This is a genomic window from Corynebacterium sp. HMSC067D03, from assembly GCF_001811185.1.
Lineage (GTDB): Bacteria > Actinomycetota > Actinomycetes > Mycobacteriales > Mycobacteriaceae > Corynebacterium > Corynebacterium coyleae.
The window spans coordinates 66,700-84,844 of sequence record NZ_KV803820.1; the positions used below are offsets into that span (position 1 = coordinate 66,700).

Genomic DNA, 18,145 nt, shown 5'->3' on the forward strand with positions numbered 1-18,145 from the left:
GCGCGATGGTTGTCGCATCCACACTGTGTGTTAGTCCGTGCCTATTAGACGCACGCGCCTACCCTTCGGTTCCCTCCAAAACAAGGAAAGTTCCTCGGGGGCGAATACAGGAGCCACTTTAGAATGCGGCTACGACATCGAACACTGTACACGCAAGCGTGTTCGAACGGGAATTCAAAACCCGGGCCTGTCAATGCCAAGTCGGCGCTCTTCCGGAATGTCAAACGCTTCACAGAGTCCGCGCCACGCCTCGCGGGGATCGACACCACTTTCGATCATGTCCGCCGCGGTGCGCTCGTAGCCCGGTATCACCTGCGTATCGATAATCCACTTGGCTCGACCCGCGCCAAATTCGTCCTCGACCAGTTGATGAAACTCCGTCAAACGCATGACTCAACACGCTACCCGAACACGCGTTATTGAACGGCGTTCAGGTACACTGCCGCGCATGAGTAAATCTTCCACCGCGCAGGACATTGCGCTCATCGCCGTCTTCGCGGCCATCATCATCGCTCTCGGCTTCGTCTCCATCCCCGTCGGCGCCGCAGGCGTGCCTATCGTGCTGCAAAACGCAGCCATCATCCTCGCCGGCCTCGTCCTCGGCTGGCGCCGCGGCCTGTTCACCGCAGGTATCTTCCTCCTGGTCGGCCTCGCACTACCCGTGCTTGCAGGCGGCCGCACCGTCATCTCCGCACTCGGCGGCACGACCGTGGGCTACCTTGTGGGCTACCTCGTCTCCGCTACCGTCGCGGGCCTGATCGCCTACCGTGCGCCATTCCGCCGCAACACCGCGGCTACGATCGGCGTCCTCATCGTCGCCGGCTACGTTGCCCTGTTCTTCCAGTACCTCTGCGGCGTATTCGGCCTCATGGCCCGCGCTGAGATGTCCTTCGGCGCAGCATGGGCCGCACAGGTGCCATTCCTGCTGCCTGACGCCGGCAAGGTCGCTCTCATGATCGCCATCGCAATCGCGGTGCACCAGGCGTTCCCTGACCTGCGCGGTAGTCGTCGATAAGCACGATGCCCGTCATCGAATTCAAAGGCGCAGCCGTCACCTACGACGGCAACACCGTCCTTCAGCCACTCACCACGCGCCTGAGTGAGCAACGCATCGGCATCATCGGCTCCAACGGTTCCGGCAAATCCACCACCGTGCGCCTCATCAACGGACTCATCGAACCCACTTCAGGGCAAGTGCTTTACGACGACCTCTCCCCCACCACCCAAGGCCGCGACGTCCGCAAACGCGTCGGATTCGTCTTCTCCGACGCCGAATCCCAAATCGTCATGCCACGCGTCTCCGACGACGTCGCCTTCTCTCTTCGCCGCTTCAAACTCCCCCGCGACGAAGTGCGATCGCGTGTCGACGACGCTCTCGCCCGCTTCGAACTCACCGACCTCGCCGAAAACTCACCGCACACCCTGTCGGGCGGCGAAAAACAGATGCTCGCACTTGCATCCGTGATGGTGATCGAACCAGATACCATCATCGCCGACGAGCCGACCACACTGCTTGACCTGCGCAACCGCAAACGAATCGTGCGCGAACTTAACGCACTCGAGCAGCAACTCATCGTGGTCACACACGACCTGGACATGCTGCGCGACTTCGAACGCGTCCTCGTCATCGACGACGGCGCACTCGTCTACGACAGCAACCCCGCCGACGCCATCGCGTTCTACACCGACCTCATGGATAACAAACCATGATCCGCGAACTCCCCCTCGGTGTCTACATCCCCGGCGACACACTGCTCCACCGCATCCAGCCAGCGCTGAAGTTCGTGCTGCTGGTGGTCTTCATCATCGGGGTCACTGTCCTGCCCACCCGGCCCTGGCACGCAGCCGCCGCACTCGGGTTTGTGCTGGTGCTCTACTTGTGGGCACGCATCCCAATGAAGATTGCGTGGCGCCAACTCGTGCCACTCCTGCCCTTCCTGATCTTTTTAGGCGCGTTCATGGTGTGGCAAAACGGCGTCGAATCGGCGGCGACGCTACTCATCGGGCTGCTTGCCACCATCGCGGCGGCGAACCTGCTCACACTGACCACCCCGGTCCAGGAACTCCTTGACGCCCTCGACCGAGCACTCGCACCGTTGGGACGCACAGGCGAACTCATCTCGCTCACCATTGCACTCACCATTCGCCTGATTCCGCTGACACTCGCGACCGCGAACGAAGTCCTCGACGCCCGCAAAGCCCGCGGGGCTGGCTTCTCCCTCCTAGCGTTCGGCACTCCCCTGGTCATCCGCTCCGTGCGGCGGGCGAAGATGATCGGTGAAGCGCTCATGGCGCGCGGCGCCGTCGACTAACCCCACGCAGCGAAAAGGCCCGAAGCGATGTGCTTCGGGCCTTCGACGTTGTGATTTACTCGCCGCGCAGTTCGCGCATGCGCTGCGCAACCGCATCATCGCTGACGTTAGCGTCGGTAGCGGACTGCCCCGGCTCAATCGCCTGTTTCTTGCCAGCGGTGAGCTCGCCTGCCATCTCCGCACGCAGCTGCTCCAAGCGGCCGTGACCAGCCATCTGGATACCGGCCTGCTCAACCTCAGCCATACGACCCTGAATGGAGTTCTGCGCCAACTCGGCGGCACCAAGCGCGTTAGCGTAACGACGCTCAATCTTCTCACGAACCTGATCCAAGTTCGGACCGGACGCAGTAATCGAGTTCATCGACTGCATCGTCTCCGAAACCTTCTCCTGCATCTTCGCCTGCTCCAGCTGCGACAGGAGCTTCGAGCGCTCAGCAACCTGCTGCTGCAGGTGCGCCGCGTTGCGCTCCACAGCCTGCTTCGCCTGAGCTGCCTGCTGCAGCGCCTGGTCGTGGAGCTGCTTAGTATCCTCCACACCCTGCTCAGCGGTGACCAGCTGTGCCGCAAACGCCTCCGCGGCGTTTTCGTACTCCTGCGCCTTCTGCGCGTTGCCCTCGCCGCGAGCCTTATCAGCAAGCTTGAGCGCCTGGCGGGCATTCGCCTGCAGCTTCTCAACATCCTCGAGGCGACGGTTGAGCTGCATCTCCAACTGACGCTGGTTACCAATCACCGCGGCAGCCTGCTGCGACAGTGCCTGGTGCTGGCGCTGCGCCTCGTTGATGGCCTGCTCAATCTGGATCTTCGGGTCAGCGTTCTCTTCGATCTTGTTGTCGAAGAGAGCCATCAGGTAGTTCCAGAACTTGGAAAAGGGGTTCGCCATGGCTAATCACCGCGACCTTTCATCTTCATTAGTTAGTGCGTCAAACTCCACCCACAATAGTCGGGTGAGCTCCGTTACGCTTCCGCAGCCGCCGGAGAGGTGACCGCGAGTTCCTCGTTGAAGGAATGCAGCGACATATTCGCCACCGCTTCCAACAACACCTCAGACACCGTGGTGTCCAGTGCCTCGCACAGCGCTGCAAGCAGTTCAGAGGACACTTCCTTGCGACCGCGCTCCAACTCCGAGATGTAGCCGGAAGACACGCGAGCCTCCTTCGCCAACGTGCGAAGAGTTACGCCCTTATCAGCGCGAAAAGCGCGCAGCGACATACCGAGGGCTTCGCGGAACAGCGGCTCACGCGCTGGGGCGGATGCAATCGGCAGTTCTACCGGGGCTTCGTAAAGCAGAGTCGTAGTTGTCATCAGCTGCTCCAACGATCGGTGGTCTAGTTTTGTTCCCGAACGCCAGTCAGCGCACCAACCAGGGCCGCTTCGACCGCGCGTCGGCGAATCTCGTTGCGCGACCCTGCGAGGACTCGGACAGGGGTCGCATGTCCATCGACAAGCGCATACCGGCCCGCTTCCGAATCGAGCAGTTCCGCAGCTTGCGACGACGCCGTCCACTGCGGCCCAGCCAGCCCAATCCACACCGTGCCAGCCGGCATACCGTCTTGCGCACCGGGCCCTGCGACGCCAGTAAGCGCAACCGCCCAATCCGTCCCGCACACCTTACGAGCACCGCGCGCCATCTCGCGGGCCACCGCCGCGGAGACCACGCCTTCTTCCTCAATCAGGTCGGCCGGAACGTGGGCCAACTCGGTTTTGAGCTCCGCCGAGTACGTCACCAAACCGCCGACGAGTACGTCGGAAGCACCCGGCACGTCCGCAAGGGTCGCAGCAGCAAGCCCGGCAGTCAGCGACTCGCAAAAAGCGATGGTTTGGTTCCGGGAACGTAGTTCGTCGATAAGCAATTGCGCCGTCGTCATTTGTTCGCCTTTCCTGCATCAACCAAATACTGCACACCCGTAACCACGGTGACCGCCACCGCGAGCAACATCACCACAAACACCGGCGTATCCGCCCATGCGGGCAACGGACACAAGTACAGGCCAACCGCCAGCGACTGCAGGACAGTCTTCACCTTGCCACCCTTCGACGCAGGCACCACCAGACCGCGACGCAACATCCACATACGCCACACCGTGATCCCCAGCTCACGAGCCACGATCACCACAGTGACCCACACCGGCAACGGCCCCGCAATATTCAACGTAACCAGCGCAGTAATCATCAACGCCTTGTCCGCGATCGGATCAGCAATCTTGCCGAAATCCGTAATCAGCCCCCGCGCACGAGCAATATCCCCGTCAAGCTTATCTGTGATCATCAACGCCACAAACAGGCCAAACGCCCACCACCAGCGCTCCGAAAGCACCAGCCACGCGAACACAGGAATGAACAGAATCCGCAGAGACGTCAACACATTCGGCAGATTCCAATTCGACGGCTTATCCGTTTGCATCACGCGATCCACCATACCCATCTCACGCGTTCCACCTAGACTGCCCTCCATGAAGTATTTCGCAGCAACCTACACCTACGGCGAGCAAACGCTTGTCGACGACACCCGCCCCGCCCACCGCGAATTCATCTCCTCGCAACTCGCACTCGGACGCATCGTGGGATCCGGCCCGTTTATCGGCGTCAATCAAGCCCTGATCATCCTGCAACTGCCCGACACTGCCACTGAAGCTGATGCGGCGGCCGTGCTGGATCAAGACCCATACACGACCGCCGGCGCACTCGCAGCGCGCGAGATCCGGGAGTGGAACCCGGTGATGAATATCTTCGGCTAAGCCTTCCTACCCCCACGCGCGACATCGAGGTGGGCGGTCTCGCGCGATCCCGTCGCGGTGTGATCGCCCTTGCCAGATGTCGCCGGGTCGTCGATCCACTCAACATGATGGCCGTGACGGTCGACCTTGCGGCGGTTGCCGTGGTCGTCGAAATCAATGTGGTACTGGTTTTCGTTCGGATCACGAACACCAGCCTTCACGTCGGCACGATCCTTGATCACGGACGCAACGGCGGTAATGACGAGCACGCCGACGATGATCAGCAGCGAGGCGACAGTGCCGACCTCCGGCACGTCGAGACCCTCGCCGCCATTGATGAACGACAGGTTGTTCTCGTGCAGCGCGTGCAACAGCAGCTTCACGCCGATGAAGCCGAGCACCACCGCGAGGCCGTACGGCAGGTATACCAGGCGGTCGAGCAGGCCGTTGAGCAGAAAGTAGAGCTGGCGCAGGCCCAGCAGCGCGAACGCGTTGGCGGTGAACACGAGGAAGGATTCCTGGGTGATGCCGTAGATCGCCGGGATGGAGTCGAAGGCGAACATCACGTCGATGAAACCGATGGACAGCAGGGCGACGAACAGCGGCGTGACAGCCTTCTTTCCGGCCTGAGTCCTCGAAACGAGACGGTCTCCGTGGTACGAGCTGGTCACCGGAATAACCTTGCGTAGCGTCTTGACCACCATCATGTCGTTCGGATCCGGATCCTCTTGGTCCGTCACCTCGTCGTACACCATCTTGATCGCGGTGTAGATCAGGAAGGCGGCGAAGATGTAGAACACGTCCGACCAGGCCTCGATGATCACGGCACCCAGCAGAATGAATACGAGACGGCAGATCAGCGCGATCACGATGCCGATCAGCAACACCTTTTGCTGATATGCACGCGGGATCTTGAACGCACCCATGATCAGCGCGAACACGAACAAGTTATCTACCGACAGCGACAGCTCAGTGATGTAGCCAGTGAAGAACTGCATGCCGTGTTCGCCGTCCCACAGCCACCACACGATCCCGCCGAAAATGCAGGCCATGGTCATGTAGAACAGGGCCCAGCCGCCCGATTCCTTCATCGTCGGCTCGTGCGGGGTACGCACGTGCGAGACGAAGTCAAAGATGAAAAATCCCAGGATCACCGCAGAGGTGATCAGCCAAATACTTAACGGCACATGCATGCGTTTAATCCTCCGGTAGCAGAAACGACCGGAGGTCTCCCCCACCCAAGTGGGCTGTTCGGACCGGGGCCATCACTTTTCGACGACACCGTGTTGACGATCCAGAACACTTCCGGGGTACTCCCCTCCAAGTGGGTAACACAATACACACACTTTTTTGGTGTCGCGAATGTGGATAACCACCCCAGTTTGTTGATGTGTCAACGCGGTTATCCACAAGGGCCCTGCCGGGCATTGCGGAACTGGTTTAACGTGCGAGGCATGAGCCCATTTGAAACCTTCCTCGCAGACCTGCCCACGGTGGATAGCCTGCAAGGCTTCAACCGTGCAGCCGCACTTGCCAGCCGCTGCCGGCCAGCAACCGTGACCGCCTGGGGCCGCATCCACGACGTCTACTTCGGCGCCACAAAGTGGACCAAGCAGCAGCGCCGAGCCCTTGAGGCGGCCCGCGCTGGCGCGTTCGACTTGGACCGGCTGTCGTACATCGAGAACCGGCTGACTGCAATCGACGATGAGGGCGAACGTTGGCGCGTGCGCCACAAGCTCCTCGCCGTCCACGGCAGCTTCGCCGCACTGCGCCAGGCTGCAAAAGACCTCATCCCACCAACGGCGCCGAGGATGCCGAAGGCACAGGTCACGTTCTTCTGCTCCACCCTTGGGATGCGGACGATGAGGGTCACCGCCTCCGAGCGAGACATCGCGGATCTCGAGCACGCCCTGCGCCAGCACGTGGACAGCTCACGGCCCGCGGCACCGCAGATGCTTGACGCCTTTCTCTCACTGCTTCGCGATGGCACCTCCATCCCACACGCCGCTCCCCGCCCTATAGTGCTCGCACCGCTACCTGAGCACATCCAGATCCTCTCCGGCGACGGCGAGGATGTGACCCTCGTACTTACCGACGGCACCACCATGACCGGAGCCGAGTACCTCAATCTCACCTTCGGCGAAATCGCCCTGTTCCACCCGCAAGCCGGGGCGGTGAACCTCTACCGGACACAGCGCTTCGCCAACCAAAAGCAGCGCGACCTCGCACGCCTGCTCATGCCTCGTTGTCCCTTCCCCTCTTGCCGTCATGGAGCTGACTCGTGCGAGATTCACCACATCACGGCCTGGAAGCACGGCGGAGAAACCAACATAGATAACCTCGCACCCCTGTGCAGCTACCACAACCGGGTCAACGACGACGACCCTTGGCACACCAGTCGAGGGCGCATCGAAATCATCAACGGCACCCCGACGTGGGTCTCGCCAAGTGGTGTGCCGGTTCCCGTGACCGAAGCGGGGGCAATGCAGCAACTCTTCGGCTAGCGGCTACTTAACGACGAAAACCCGCACACGGCGGGTTATTCGACATGCCCTCAGACAGGCTAGAAGGCTCCCCCAGTGGGGTTGTACGTGGCGGTGACGGTGCGGGTGTCGCCGTCGGTGCCGCCAGTGTCACTGCCAGAGTCAGGGCCGTCGGTGGTGGTGTCGTCGTCAAGCATGACGTCCTTGGGTGCCTCAGCCGGATCGGCGCCCTTGATCATCCAGATGATCGTCTCCAACTCCTCCGGCTTGACCAACACCTCGCGAGCCTTCGACCCCTCAGACGGGCCGACCACACCGCGAGATTCCATCAGGTCCATCAGGCGGCCAGCCTTGGCGAAACCGATACGCAACTTGCGCTGCAGCATCGACGTCGAACCCAGCTGGGAGGTCACCACCAGCTCGACGGCCTCGAGGAGGTCGTCCATGTCCTTACCGATGTCGTCGTCAATGACCTTGGCTTCCGCCTGCTTATCCTCCGTGACGCCCTCAACGTAGTCGGGTTCGTCCTGTTGGGACTTCGCAGCGTCGACAACCGCCTGGATCTCCTCGTCCGAAACGAACGCGCCCTGCATACGCTGCGGCTTGCCGGCACCCTGCGGGATGAACAAACCATCACCCATACCGATGAGCCTCTCGGCACCGCCCTGGTCGAGGATCACGCGAGAGTCCGTCAACGACGAGGTCGCAAACGCAAGACGCGACGGCACGTTCGTCTTAATCAGACCAGTCACCACATCCACGGACGGACGCTGGGTCGCAAGCACCAAGTGGATACCGGCCGCACGCGCCTTCTGCGTGATACGAACGATCGAGTCCTCGATTTCCTTCGGCGCCGTCATCATCAGGTCTGCCAACTCGTCGACAACACACACGATGAACGGGTACGGACGCATCTCACGCTCCGACCCCGGAGGGGCCGTCAGCTCACCAGAGCGCACCTTGCGGTTGAAGTCCTTGATATGGCGCACGCGCGCGGACTTCATGTCCATATAGCGCTGCTCCATCTCCTCCACCAACCACTGCAAGGCTGCGGCCGCCTTCTTCGGCTGAGTGATAATCGGCGTGATCAGGTGCGGGATGCCCTCGTACGGGGTCAGTTCCACCATCTTCGGGTCCACCAGGATGAGGCGGACCTCCTCAGGGGTGGCGCGCGTGAGCAACGAGATGAGCATGGAGTTCACGAACGCTGACTTACCGGAACCCGTCGAACCCGCAACCAGCAGGTGCGGCATCTTCTGTACCGACGACGCGATGAAGTCGCCTTCGATGTCCTTGCCCAGACCGATGAGCATCGGATCGTCCTGCGACGCCACGTTCGGTGCGTCGAGCACGTCGCGCAGGCGTACCATTTCGCGGTCAGCGTTGGGTACCTCGATGCCGACGGCGGATTTGCCGGGGATCGGGGTGAGCAGGCGGACGTTGTCGGTGGCCACCGCATAGGCGAGGTTGGACTGCAGGTTGGTGATCTTGGAGACCTTCACACCTGGGCCAAGTTCGACCTCGTAACGGGTCACTGTCGGGCCGCGGGAGAAGCCGGTGACTTGTGCGTTGACGTTGAATTCTTCGAAGACATCGGTGATGGCTTCGATCATGCGGTCGTTGGCTTCGGTGCGCGTCTTCGGCGGGTTGCCGGGGATGAGCAGGTCGGTTGAGGGCAGGGTGTAGTCGCCCTGCGGGATCTTGCGTACCTGCTTCGGTGCCGGTGGTTGGGTTTCGGACTTTGGGGTGGTTGCAGGGATCTTGGAGGCGTCGATGCCGGAGCGTGCGGCGATGGCTTTCGCCATCTGCTCGCGCGAGGTCTCGACGGCATCGGGGGCCACTGCTTGTCGACGATCCGACGTCTCTTCCGGGCGCTCCAACACCTTCGTCTCGTTGGGGTTGTTGTCGGCGCGGGTCGTCTGCGCTGGTGCCGGCGCTGACCTCGGTGCGGGGCGACGCTTCGGACGAGGAACGACCGTGGTCGCCTCCGGTTCTGGTTCTGGTTCGGAGGTGTCGTCGGTGTCGTCGGTGTCGTTAAGGTCGTCGGCGAAGTCGAACAGGTCGTCGTCTTCGTCCTCGTTGGTGGGGTAACTCTCCATCGGCGTGCGCGGGCGGCGCGGACGAGGCATCAGACGTGGCGCTGGACGCGACGCGCGTGGGCGTGGGCGTTCGCGGCCTTCAGCAATGTCATCGAGGTCTGCGTCGACGTGCGAGTACGGGTCGTCGTCCTCATCGTCTTCTGCGTTGAGCATGCCGGCAACGAGGCCCTTGACGTAGTCGTAGGCCTCGCGCACCGTAATACCTGTCGCTTTGAGCGCGCCGTACAGCACGATCAAGCCCAGCAGCGGCACGGCAACGAACGAGGAAAACCCGGCAGCGAGCAAACCACCGGTGAAGGCACCGATCGCGCCGCCAGCGATTCGGCGGTCTTCCCATGCCGAAGGGTTGCCGGCAAACACGTGGATGAGGCCAAGCATCGCCACTGCGATGATGCTGAAGCCCAGAGCGGCGCGTGCGCGAACTTCATCGCTCGCGCGCACGTTAAGCATGAGCGCAATAGCGACGCCGACGAGCACGACCGGCAGGATCAGCGCACCTGCACCGATCAACCAGTGCGTGCCGGTGGAGATCAAATCCCCGACCGGGCCCGCAACATCGAACCACACTGAGCCGCCGATGACGGCCGCGAGGCCGATAAGTACAAGACCCCATGCGTCGGCGTGGTGCTCGAAGGTGCTGGAACGCGGCGTGGGGTCGTCGTCACGCTGCTCGAGCTCGTCGTGGTCGTCATACTGGTCGCGTCGCGGGCGACGGCGTGAGGTACTCAGATTCTCTTCTTCCTGCTCATGGTGGCGCGGCTCGCGCCGGAGAAACGAACCGACGCCGCGGGCTGCGGCGCCGAGGGAACTACCGACCACTTTGTACGCAGAGCCGACGCGCTCATCGGCAGTGTCGGCGGCCACGGTGGAAGAGGTCGGCGGGTGTGTCATCGACACCGGCCCGCCGTAGCGGGTGCCGTCCGCCGAGCGGCGTGAAGAAGACCGCGAGTTACGCGGTGCGGTGTTTTTGACAGACATGGGTGTAACTCTAACGCCTTAAGTCACATTTTCCCCATACGCCACACCAGAGGCGCGGTGTCAAGCGTTAAATCTTGACATCCAGACCATCGAGCGCTTCCAATGCGCCGGTCAGTTCAATCTCCGCAGCGTTGCGACCCGATACCCACAACAGCAATTCGCCGGGTGCCCCGCTGACGCGCACGACGTCGTCGCCACGCTGTGCCACCCCTGCCTTATCCCCGAGAGTCACCGGCGGCAGGTCCGGCGGTGTCAGAATCACGGGCGCTTGAGCCTTGCGCAACGTCATCGCGCCGAAGCGCTTCGCCAGCGCCAAAAGCTGCGCGTTCACCGTGCGAGAAAAGTCGCGCGGGCGCACCTCTCCCCCACCCCGGCGCACATCCTCGTGGTGAATAAAGTGCTCGGCAGTGTTCATTGCAGCATCGAACGGCTTGATCCACACCGGCGGGCCGGCCGCCCACTCGTTCACCACCTCGGTGTATGGGCGGGCCTTCACCTTTGAGGTTTCCTTCTCCGTCATACCCGACAGTGCGTCCACGAACATGCCCGGCAACGCCAAGGGCTTCGACTCGCGGATCAGCAGGTGTACGGCCAAGTCGAAGGTGTTCCACCCTTCGTTCAAGGTGGGCGCATCAGGGCCTACCTCAAGGAACAACTCGGCTAGACGTGAGCGTTCTCGTTGTGCAAAAGACATGCCAACGAGCATAGCCACGAGCCTTTAGAGCAGCTGCGCGCTCCGGAACACGCTAAAGAGATTCTGCTCGATATTGATGAAAACTCGGAGTACAGGTGCGAACATCGCCCACGTCTTGTCAGTGGTCACGACCCGACCCGACGCGCCGTAACCCAAATCGGTGACCGAATGACCTTCGACGTAGCACCCCTGCATGCCACCTTTGTAGTGTGCGCACAGGATCTGGTCGCCGTCGAAACGACCCAGCACACGAATCGCATCGTTATTAGCCGAGTAGTAGTCCTTATCACCAGGGCGCACAACGTCGTGGCTCATCCAGTATCCGGTGTAGCCCGGATCGTACGGAACCGGTGTCCCCTCCGGCAGCGGATGTGCTCGCTCGTCGGCAAGTGCAGGCGTGGCTGTGAGAAGGGTCGCGGTGGCGGTGAGTGCTACGAGTGACTTTTTCATACCTCTGAAATAGCAAAATCGGGGCCCGGCGTTACGGCCAGACCCCGATTTGGGGGTTAACGCAGCGAACTAGCGGGACTCGCGAGTAGCGGCGATTTCCTCCTCAGTCGCGATGTGGTTGTCGGACGACATCGGCACAACGGTCGGCAGGATCACAGGCTGACGCTTGTAGTTCTGCTCGATCGCGCGCGAGACCTTGCGGCGGATCTGCTGCACCATGCGGAACGGATCGTTCTCGCCTTCCGCAGCGAGGTCACCCATGACGGCTTCAACACCTTCGACGACCTTCTTGTTGAAGTCGCGGTCATCGTCGGAGTAGCCGGTCGTCGATACGCGAGGTGCTTCAAGGAGACGACCCGTGGCGTCGTCGATAACACAGGTAATCGACACGACACCGCCGGATGCCAGCGACGTACGATCGGCGAGCACGTCCGGATCGACGTCACCCATGGTCACGCCGTCAACGTAGAGCTGGCCCACCTGGTACTGGCCGGCAACCTTGATGTTGCCCTTGTGCATATCGACGACAACACCATTCTGGGCAAGCGCCGTGTTATTCGGCTTCACACCAGTAGAGATCGCGAGCTCCTTGTTCGCGCGCATGTGACGCCATTCGCCGTGCACCGGCATGGCGTTGCGCGGGCGTGCAGCGTTGTACAGCGCAAGCAGCTCGCCAGCGTAGCCGTGGCCGGACGCGTGAACGTGCGCTTCAGCGTTGGTGATCACGTTCGCACCGATCTGGGCGAGGTTGTTAATCACCGCAAACACGGCCTCCTCGTTGCCCGGAATGAGCGAGGACGACAGGATGATCGTGTCGCCGTCGTGGATGGTGATCTGACGGTGCTCGCGGCGAGACATGCGCGACAGTGCCGCCATCGGCTCACCCTGGGTACCCGTAGTGATCAGTACCGTCTTATGCGGGGCCATCTTCGCGGCTTCTTCGATCGGAATGATCGTGCCCTTCGGAGCCTTGAGCAGGTTCATCTTCTCCGCAATCTCCATGTTGCGGAGCATGGATCGGCCGTTGAAGGCAACCTTGCGGTTGTTGGCCACAGCGGCGTTGACCGCCATCTGCACACGTGCAACGTTGGAGGCGAACGAGGCAATGACAACGCGCTGGCGAGCATTACCGACGAGGCGGATCAGCGTCTCCTCAATACCCGCCTCAGAGGCGGAGATGCCCGGGATGGTGGCGTTGGTGGAGTCACACATGAACAGGTCGATGCCCTCGTCGCCAAGACGCGACAGGGCCGGCAGGTCGGTCGGCTTGCCGTCGTACGGGGTCTGGTCAACCTTGACGTCGCCGGTCATCACGACGTGGCCGGCACCGGTCTTGATGGACACGCCGAGGCACTCCGGAATGGAGTGGTTGACGTGCCAGAAGCGCAGGCGGAACGGGCCGACGGTGACCTCGGAGTCCTTGTTCACGTCGTTGAGCTTCGGACGCTGGCGGTGCTCCTGCGTCTTTGCCTTGATCAGGGCGTTGGTGAACTTGGACGAGTAGATCGGGATGTCGTGGCGCAGCTTCAGCAGCCACGGGATCGCACCGATGTGGTCTTCGTGGCCGTGGGTGACGATGAGCGCGTCGATCTTGTCCAGCTTGTTCTCAATCGGGCCGAAGTCCGGCAGGACCAGGTCCACGCCCGGCTCGTCGGAGTTCGGGAACAGCACGCCACAGTCCACGATGAGCAGACGGCCGTTGTATTCGAAGACCGTCATGTTGCGGCCGATTTCGGAAATGCCACCAAGTGCGTAGATACGCAGGGTGTCCTTGGCCAGTTTCGGCGGGGCTGGCAAGCGCTTGGTCAGATCGGCGCCTTGCATTCCCTTCACCGGGTTGCGACGACCGCCGCCCTGGTTGCCACCGCGACCACGGCCACGGCGACGGTTTCGGCTGCTGCCACCACCGTTGCCGCCACCACCGTTGTTGCCGCCGTTACCACCACGGTTGCCGCGCGGCCTTTCGCCGCCATTGCGACCACCGTCGCGACCGCCATCACGGCCCGCGTCGCCGCCATTATCGGCGGTGTTCTTCTGTGCGTTTGTGTCCGGGGTCTCCGGAGCTTGGAAGACCGGCTGTTGATCAGCCGGTTCCGGGGGTCCTGCCTTGCGCGTCACCTTGCGGGCGCGGTTGCGGGGTTCGTTCATATTTATAGGACTCCAGCCTGTTTCATATCTTCTTGGAGCCGCTTGACCTGATCGGCTGTCGCTGGTGCGACAGGCAGGCGCGGGTCTCCCACTTCGATGCCCTGCAGTCGCAGAGCTGCTTTTGCAAATGTCACGCCACCCAGCTCGGCCTGCTGCCGTGCGAGGACGTTGAGTACGTTGGCGTTGATTTCCCGTGCGCGGGTGAGGTCGCCAGCCTCGAATGCGTCCACGAGTCCCCGCAGCGCTTGTGGTGCTGCGTGTCCGACGACGGAGATAACTCCGGTTGCGCCGAGTGTGAGCCAGGGCAGGTTGAGCGGGTCGTCGCCTGAGTACCACGCCAGGCCTGTCTCTTGGATGAGCCCTGCGGCTTCGAAGAGGTCGCCGCGGGCGTCTTTCATTGCCTGAATGTTGTCGACCTCGGCGAGTTCGCGGATCGATTCGGCAGTGATGGGGATCCCGGAGCGTCCCGGGATGTCGTAGAGGCAGACGGGTAGGTCGGTTGCGGCTGCGATTGCTTTGAAGTGCGCGACTACTCCGGCCTGTGAGGGCTTGGAGTAGTAGGGGGTGACTGCGAGCAGGGCGTCTGCGCCCGCGTCTGCAGCTTGTTGCGCCAGCGTGACTGCATGGCGGGTGTTGTTGGAGCCGGCTCCAGCGACGATTCTTGCGTTGGTGCCAACTTCTTCGCGCACTGCTTTGAGCAGCTCAACCTTTTCTTCTGCGCTGGTTGTTGGGGATTCGCCGGTGGTTCCGGCGAGGACGAGTGTGTCGATTCCGTTTTCTACAAGGTGGGCAGCAAGCCGACGTCCTGCGGCGAGGTCGAGGTTGCCGTCGGAATCAAACGGCGTAACCATGGCGACGCAGACGGTGCCGAATGTGTTGGCACCTGTATCAACTTTGCATGATGAGCCCATGAGCAAGAAGAATACCTCCTATTGACACGTATGTGCTTATCGACGTTCCCCTGCCGCCAAATCTTCAAACACCAAGGGTGCTTCCGGCTGGAGCACATCGAGGCACGCGCGTGCGATCATTCTGATTTCTTTGTCTTCATATTTTCCGCTGTGCTTTTCGACGAAACCACGCCACGCCCCGTACGACCCTGTGATTACCAGTTGCGTTGCGGTGGCTAAGGGCTGAAGCAAGCGTGCTGCTTCGGCGGCTCGTTTGCGCCGAGAGAGCAGGTTGGGGTCGTCGACAAGCACGTGCTCGAGGCCGTCGAGGAGTTCTTGGCGGATGAATGCAATGTGTTCGATGGCGGTGTCAAACAGGTTGACGAGGTCCTCGTCTTCCGCGATGAGGTGTGGGACGACCGCGCCGTCGTCGTCACGCAGGCTCACCGCGAAACCGGGGTGTGCACGGATGATTTCTGCCGCGGCGCGCGATACCCCGTACACGTGGAGGGTGGCGCTGGCGTGGGCGAGAAGGTCGGTGCGGTCGTCGTCGATAAGCCTGCGCAGCACTGTTTCGGCGTCGTGGGACGACATTGCGGCGTGCGCGATAACCGCCTCTGCGTCGGTGCCGCCTGCGGGGCGGGTGTTGCGCAGGGCGGTGGTTGCGACGAGCTCGGCGCGCATTTAAAGCCCGAGGTACTCGTCGAGGCCAATCGTCAGGCCCGGGCGGCTGGCAACCTCACGCACGCCGGTAAGTACGCCGGGGACGAAGGATTCGCGGCCGTAGGAGTCCTGACGGATGGTCAGCGACTGATCGGTGGTGCCGAAAATGACCTCTTCGTGGGCGACCATGCCCTGCATGCGCACCGCGTGGACGGGCACACCATCGACATCGGCGCCGCGGGAACCGTCGAGTGCCTGCTCGGTCGCGTCCGGCATCGCACCCATGCCGGCTTCCTTGCGGGCCTGTGCAATCCCCTGCGCTGTCTTGACCGCGGTGCCGCTCGGTGCGTCGAGTTTGTTCGGGTGGTGGAACTCGACGACCTCCGCCGACTCGAAGAATGGCGCCGCCTGGCGGGCAAACGCCATGGTGAGTACCGCAGAGATGGCGAAGTTCGGGGCGATGAGCACGCCGACGCCCTCGTTGGCGGCGCACCAGTCGCGGACCTGCTGGTAGCGGGCATCGTCGAAGCCAGTCGTGCCAACAACGCAGTGGATGCCGTTGTTAATGCAGAACTCCAGGTTGTCCATCACCGCGTTCGGGGTGGTGAAATCGACGATGACGTCGACGCCTTCGTCGACAAGCGTTTGCAGCGAGTCCCCCTTGTTGATCTCCGCCGCCATCTCGAGATCTTCCGCCTTCTTCACCCCGGCGACGACTGCCGAGCCGACCTTGCCCTGTGCGCCAAGCACTCCAACCTTGATCATGTGCATCCTTTCTTTCGCTCGCCCGCAATGGTAGCGCCACCTAAGCTGGGCGACTATGAAACGCCACACGACACTACTTATCCCGGGTGCCATTGCGGCGCTGCTGCTCGGCGCGTGTTCTGCGGACAACGACGCCGGCACCGACGCCAGTACCGACGCCACCGTTACAGCACCAACGTCGCAGAGCACGACCGCTACCTCGAGCGAAGCGGCGACGACCACTGACGTCTCCCCTGCCGCAGCAGCTGCCCCCGTAGAGCCACCCACTAAAGATGGGTTCTCGCTCGAAGACACGCACATCCAGTCCGAGCAACTCGCCGAGATGATGATCGAAGACGTGCGTGCTGGTTCGCACGAGGGATACGACCGCCTCGTAGTGGAACTGTCTGGCACCGGTTCGCCGAGCGTGATCGCCGGGTACGACACCGACCCGCGCCAGCAGGCTTCCGGCTTCCCACTGAAACCCGCCGGTAATGCGTACTTCACGCTGATCATCCAGGGTGTGCCGCTAAGTATGTCTGCAGATGAGGCAGTCTTGGCTAAGTCCAGCCCCGCCGGCGTGGCGGCCGGCAGCATCACGGAGATCGCGGACGGCGGCGTGTTCGAAGCGGACGCCCAGTACGTTGTCGGTTTGGACAAGCAGCGCCCGTACAAGCTCAGCGTGCTTGAAAACCCGACCCGCATCGTCGTGGACTTTCAGAAGTAATGAACGCCACATCGTGGCTCGGGCTCGCCTTCGTCATCGGGGTGAGTGTCCTTGGGTTGTTCGTCTTGTGGCGCAAGTTGCGCGAGATTCAGCGCAGCGATCTTGACGACGACGCCAAGCGCCGCTGGGGCCTGCTTTTCGGTATCTCGCCGCTTGCCGGATTGTTTACGTGGAATCGTCGCGAAGAATTGCTCGGCCATCGTGACGATTCGGAAGAAACTTCCAGTGAGACAGGTCAAGGGAGAGCGTGATTGTGTTACGCTTCACACCATGCCAAAGCCACAGCCATCCGATAGCTTCGACGACCTGCTCGACGGCAGTGTTAAAACCGGTAAGCGCGACGTAAAACGCGCACCGCTCGGCCCTGACTCGCTGCTGTGGAAATGGGGCGCCGACAACCGCATTCAACTCCTGCGCGGCTACACCGGCGTGCTGCAGAATATGCACCCAGCCATCGGCCAGTCACTGCTGGACCACTCGAAGTTTTTCGAGGAGCCCTTCGCACGCCTCGAGCGCTCCACCCCGCAAATCATCGCGTCGATTTACGACGACCAGGACGTGATCGGTAAACAAATCCGCGATTACCACGTAGATATCAAGGGCAAGCTCCGCGACGGCAAGCGCTACCACTCGCTCAACCCAGAAACCTACTGGTGGGCACACGCAACATTCGTCTACCGTGTCATCCTCGCTCAGGAACTGTTCGGGACCCCGTTTACCCACGCGGAGAAAGACCAGATCGTGCGCGAAGGCGTGACCTGGTGGGACTTGTACGGCCTGTCCGAGCGCCCTGTCATTGACAACTACGACGACCTGATCGCCTACATCGAAGAGATGGAAGACACCGTGCTTGAGCGCAACGATACCGTCGATTTCGCGCTGCGTACCGCCCGCGTCGAACCGGTGAAGGCACCGGATGGTGTCCCCGAGGCTGTGTGGAAGGTCATCTGGAAGCCGATCATGCGCAGCGTGATTTGGCTGACTGTTGGCACGCTCAACGACAAGGAGCGCCAGATCCTCGACCTTGAGTGGACGCACCGCGACCAGCGCCGCTTCAACCGAATCGCAAGGTTTATCCGCAGTGTGTTCAAAATCCTGCCCGAGGACAAGCGCTACATGGAGCCAGGGCGCTCGCTGATGATCAAAAACGGCATGATCTCCGGCAAGTACAAGGAACCGAAACTGATCACCCCGTACTCTCCGAAGAGCCAAGACGCAACGTCCGGCGGTTGCCCCGTCTAGC

At 61.9% G+C, this 18,145-nt stretch carries 21 protein-coding genes; 8 read left to right on the top strand and 13 right to left on the bottom strand.

From position 1 onward, the window contains the following. Positions 1–174: 174 nt before the first annotated feature. On the bottom strand, positions 175–390 hold the full coding sequence (locus HMPREF2785_RS06045; protein WP_070422319.1) for a DUF3046 domain-containing protein: 216 nt from the start codon (positions 388–390) through the stop codon (positions 175–177). Positions 391–448: 58 nt separating this feature from the next. Between HMPREF2785_RS06045 and HMPREF2785_RS06050 the strand changes: the two genes are divergently transcribed. Genes HMPREF2785_RS06050 through HMPREF2785_RS06060 form a run of 3 tightly spaced genes read left to right on the top strand, consistent with a single transcriptional unit; the run spans position 449 to position 2,312 of the window. Beyond that, entirely contained in the window at positions 449–1,015 is a 567-nt protein-coding gene (locus HMPREF2785_RS06050) for a biotin transporter BioY (RefSeq protein ID WP_070422318.1), read from the top strand. Between the two features lie 5 nt (positions 1,016–1,020). Further along, the gene (locus HMPREF2785_RS06055; RefSeq protein WP_070483837.1) at positions 1,021–1,710 is read left to right on the top strand and encodes an energy-coupling factor ABC transporter ATP-binding protein; all 690 of its coding nucleotides are present in this window, start codon (positions 1,021–1,023) and stop codon (positions 1,708–1,710) included. Next, on the top strand, positions 1,707–2,312 hold the full coding sequence (locus tag HMPREF2785_RS06060) for an energy-coupling factor transporter transmembrane component T family protein (protein WP_070451024.1): 606 nt from the start codon (positions 1,707–1,709) through the stop codon (positions 2,310–2,312). The genes HMPREF2785_RS06055 and HMPREF2785_RS06060 overlap by 4 nt, the downstream gene beginning before the upstream one ends. Before the next feature lie 55 nt (positions 2,313–2,367). Here HMPREF2785_RS06060 and HMPREF2785_RS06065 read toward each other — a convergent pair whose 3' ends face one another. From HMPREF2785_RS06065 to pgsA, 4 genes are all read right to left on the bottom strand, one after another. Next, the gene (locus HMPREF2785_RS06065; protein WP_070451023.1) at positions 2,368–3,192 is read right to left on the bottom strand and encodes a PspA/IM30 family protein; all 825 of its coding nucleotides are present in this window, start codon (positions 3,190–3,192) and stop codon (positions 2,368–2,370) included. A gap of 74 nt (positions 3,193–3,266) precedes the next feature. Beyond that, the gene (locus HMPREF2785_RS06070) at positions 3,267–3,614 is read right to left on the bottom strand and encodes a helix-turn-helix domain-containing protein (RefSeq protein WP_070422314.1); all 348 of its coding nucleotides are present in this window, start codon (positions 3,612–3,614) and stop codon (positions 3,267–3,269) included. A 23-nt stretch (positions 3,615–3,637) separates the two neighbouring features. Continuing rightward, positions 3,638–4,177 (bottom strand): CinA family protein, encoded by a 540-nt coding sequence (locus HMPREF2785_RS06075; RefSeq protein ID WP_070614529.1) that lies wholly within the window; start codon positions 4,175–4,177, stop codon positions 3,638–3,640. Next, complete coding sequence (pgsA, locus tag HMPREF2785_RS06080; protein ID WP_083279421.1) at positions 4,174–4,713, bottom strand: CDP-diacylglycerol--glycerol-3-phosphate 3-phosphatidyltransferase; 540 nt, start codon at positions 4,711–4,713, stop codon at positions 4,174–4,176. Before pgsA ends, HMPREF2785_RS06075 begins: the two co-directional genes overlap by 4 nt. Positions 4,714–4,762: 49 nt before the next feature. Between pgsA and HMPREF2785_RS06085 the strand changes: the two genes are divergently transcribed. Then, positions 4,763–5,047: a YciI family protein gene (locus HMPREF2785_RS06085; protein ID WP_070422311.1), complete on the top strand. Its 285-nt coding sequence runs from the start codon at positions 4,763–4,765 to the stop codon at positions 5,045–5,047. Here the strand turns inward: HMPREF2785_RS06085 and HMPREF2785_RS06090 are convergent. Further along, positions 5,044–6,219: a TerC family protein gene (locus tag HMPREF2785_RS06090; RefSeq protein WP_070614530.1), complete on the bottom strand. Its 1,176-nt coding sequence runs from the start codon at positions 6,217–6,219 to the stop codon at positions 5,044–5,046. The two genes, HMPREF2785_RS06085 and HMPREF2785_RS06090, sit on opposite strands and share 4 nt — an antisense overlap. Positions 6,220–6,480: 261 nt before the next feature. Between HMPREF2785_RS06090 and HMPREF2785_RS06095 the strand changes: the two genes are divergently transcribed. Then, positions 6,481–7,530, top strand: coding sequence for an HNH endonuclease signature motif containing protein (locus HMPREF2785_RS06095; protein ID WP_070614531.1), 1,050 nt, complete (start codon positions 6,481–6,483; stop codon positions 7,528–7,530). 59 nt (positions 7,531–7,589) lie between these two features. On the opposite strand, the gene HMPREF2785_RS06100 is transcribed toward HMPREF2785_RS06095, so the two are convergent. From HMPREF2785_RS06100 to dapB, 7 genes are all read right to left on the bottom strand, one after another. Continuing rightward, a complete protein-coding gene (locus tag HMPREF2785_RS06100) occupies positions 7,590–10,586 on the bottom strand; it encodes an FtsK/SpoIIIE family DNA translocase (RefSeq protein WP_070614532.1) in 2,997 nt (998 codons plus the stop codon). Between the two features lie 67 nt (positions 10,587–10,653). Next, entirely contained in the window at positions 10,654–11,280 is a 627-nt protein-coding gene (locus tag HMPREF2785_RS06105; protein WP_083292016.1) for a TIGR03085 family metal-binding protein, read from the bottom strand. Positions 11,281–11,304: 24 nt separating this feature from the next. Beyond that, entirely contained in the window at positions 11,305–11,730 is a 426-nt protein-coding gene (locus HMPREF2785_RS06110; RefSeq protein ID WP_070614533.1) for a hypothetical protein, read from the bottom strand. 69 nt (positions 11,731–11,799) lie between these two features. Continuing rightward, positions 11,800–13,878 carry a ribonuclease J gene (locus HMPREF2785_RS06115; protein WP_070422305.1) on the bottom strand — a complete coding sequence of 693 codons (2,079 nt, stop codon included), beginning with the start codon at positions 13,876–13,878 and terminating at the stop codon, positions 11,800–11,802. A gap of 2 nt (positions 13,879–13,880) precedes the next feature. Then, on the bottom strand, positions 13,881–14,789 hold the full coding sequence (dapA, locus tag HMPREF2785_RS06120) for a 4-hydroxy-tetrahydrodipicolinate synthase (RefSeq protein ID WP_070614534.1): 909 nt from the start codon (positions 14,787–14,789) through the stop codon (positions 13,881–13,883). 36 nt (positions 14,790–14,825) lie between these two features. Beyond that, entirely contained in the window at positions 14,826–15,452 is a 627-nt protein-coding gene (locus HMPREF2785_RS06125; RefSeq protein WP_070614535.1) for an FAD-dependent thymidylate synthase, read from the bottom strand. Then, a complete protein-coding gene (gene dapB / locus HMPREF2785_RS06130; protein ID WP_070614536.1) occupies positions 15,453–16,196 on the bottom strand; it encodes a 4-hydroxy-tetrahydrodipicolinate reductase in 744 nt (247 codons plus the stop codon). Positions 16,197–16,251: 55 nt separating this feature from the next. Here dapB and HMPREF2785_RS06135 point away from each other — a divergent pair, with 55 nt between their 5' ends. From HMPREF2785_RS06135 to HMPREF2785_RS06145, 3 genes are read left to right on the top strand one after another with little or no spacing between them, the layout of a single operon-like run. Next, a complete protein-coding gene (locus HMPREF2785_RS06135) occupies positions 16,252–16,902 on the top strand; it encodes an AMIN-like domain-containing (lipo)protein (RefSeq protein ID WP_070614537.1) in 651 nt (216 codons plus the stop codon). Continuing rightward, positions 16,902–17,153, top strand: coding sequence for a hypothetical protein (locus HMPREF2785_RS06140; RefSeq protein ID WP_070422300.1), 252 nt, complete (start codon positions 16,902–16,904; stop codon positions 17,151–17,153). The genes HMPREF2785_RS06135 and HMPREF2785_RS06140 overlap by 1 nt, the downstream gene beginning before the upstream one ends. A gap of 19 nt (positions 17,154–17,172) precedes the next feature. Then, complete coding sequence (locus HMPREF2785_RS06145; protein WP_070614538.1) at positions 17,173–18,144, top strand: oxygenase MpaB family protein; 972 nt, start codon at positions 17,173–17,175, stop codon at positions 18,142–18,144. Position 18,145 lies beyond the last annotated feature (1 nt).

Bases quoted from the DNA above. Each gene is read 5' to 3' on its own strand.
- HMPREF2785_RS06125 (WP_070614535.1), bottom strand. From the start codon at position 15,452: ATGCGCGCCGAGCTCGTCGCAACCACCGCCCTGCGCAACACCCGCCCC.
- pgsA (WP_083279421.1), bottom strand. From the start codon at position 4,713: ATGCAAACGGATAAGCCGTCGAATTGGAATCTGCCGAATGTGTTGACG.
- HMPREF2785_RS06095 (WP_070614531.1), top strand. From the start codon at position 6,481: ATGAGCCCATTTGAAACCTTCCTCGCAGACCTGCCCACGGTGGATAGC.
- HMPREF2785_RS06100 (WP_070614532.1), bottom strand. From the start codon at position 10,586: ATGTCTGTCAAAAACACCGCACCGCGTAACTCGCGGTCTTCTTCACGC.
- HMPREF2785_RS06140 (WP_070422300.1), top strand. From the start codon at position 16,902: ATGAACGCCACATCGTGGCTCGGGCTCGCCTTCGTCATCGGGGTGAGT.
- HMPREF2785_RS06050 (WP_070422318.1), top strand. From the start codon at position 449: ATGAGTAAATCTTCCACCGCGCAGGACATTGCGCTCATCGCCGTCTTC.
- HMPREF2785_RS06090 (WP_070614530.1), bottom strand. From the start codon at position 6,219: ATGCATGTGCCGTTAAGTATTTGGCTGATCACCTCTGCGGTGATCCTG.
- HMPREF2785_RS06045 (WP_070422319.1), bottom strand. From the start codon at position 390: ATGCGTTTGACGGAGTTTCATCAACTGGTCGAGGACGAATTTGGCGCG.
- HMPREF2785_RS06105 (WP_083292016.1), bottom strand. From the start codon at position 11,280: ATGTCTTTTGCACAACGAGAACGCTCACGTCTAGCCGAGTTGTTCCTT.
- dapB (WP_070614536.1), bottom strand. From the start codon at position 16,196: ATGATCAAGGTTGGAGTGCTTGGCGCACAGGGCAAGGTCGGCTCGGCA.
- HMPREF2785_RS06135 (WP_070614537.1), top strand. From the start codon at position 16,252: ATGAAACGCCACACGACACTACTTATCCCGGGTGCCATTGCGGCGCTG.
- HMPREF2785_RS06060 (WP_070451024.1), top strand. From the start codon at position 1,707: ATGATCCGCGAACTCCCCCTCGGTGTCTACATCCCCGGCGACACACTG.
- HMPREF2785_RS06075 (WP_070614529.1), bottom strand. From the start codon at position 4,177: ATGACGACGGCGCAATTGCTTATCGACGAACTACGTTCCCGGAACCAA.
- HMPREF2785_RS06145 (WP_070614538.1), top strand. From the start codon at position 17,173: ATGCCAAAGCCACAGCCATCCGATAGCTTCGACGACCTGCTCGACGGC.
- HMPREF2785_RS06110 (WP_070614533.1), bottom strand. From the start codon at position 11,730: ATGAAAAAGTCACTCGTAGCACTCACCGCCACCGCGACCCTTCTCACA.
- HMPREF2785_RS06055 (WP_070483837.1), top strand. From the start codon at position 1,021: ATGCCCGTCATCGAATTCAAAGGCGCAGCCGTCACCTACGACGGCAAC.
- HMPREF2785_RS06065 (WP_070451023.1), bottom strand. From the start codon at position 3,192: ATGGCGAACCCCTTTTCCAAGTTCTGGAACTACCTGATGGCTCTCTTC.
- HMPREF2785_RS06070 (WP_070422314.1), bottom strand. From the start codon at position 3,614: ATGACAACTACGACTCTGCTTTACGAAGCCCCGGTAGAACTGCCGATT.
- dapA (WP_070614534.1), bottom strand. From the start codon at position 14,789: ATGGGCTCATCATGCAAAGTTGATACAGGTGCCAACACATTCGGCACC.
- HMPREF2785_RS06085 (WP_070422311.1), top strand. From the start codon at position 4,763: ATGAAGTATTTCGCAGCAACCTACACCTACGGCGAGCAAACGCTTGTC.
- HMPREF2785_RS06115 (WP_070422305.1), bottom strand. From the start codon at position 13,878: ATGAACGAACCCCGCAACCGCGCCCGCAAGGTGACGCGCAAGGCAGGA.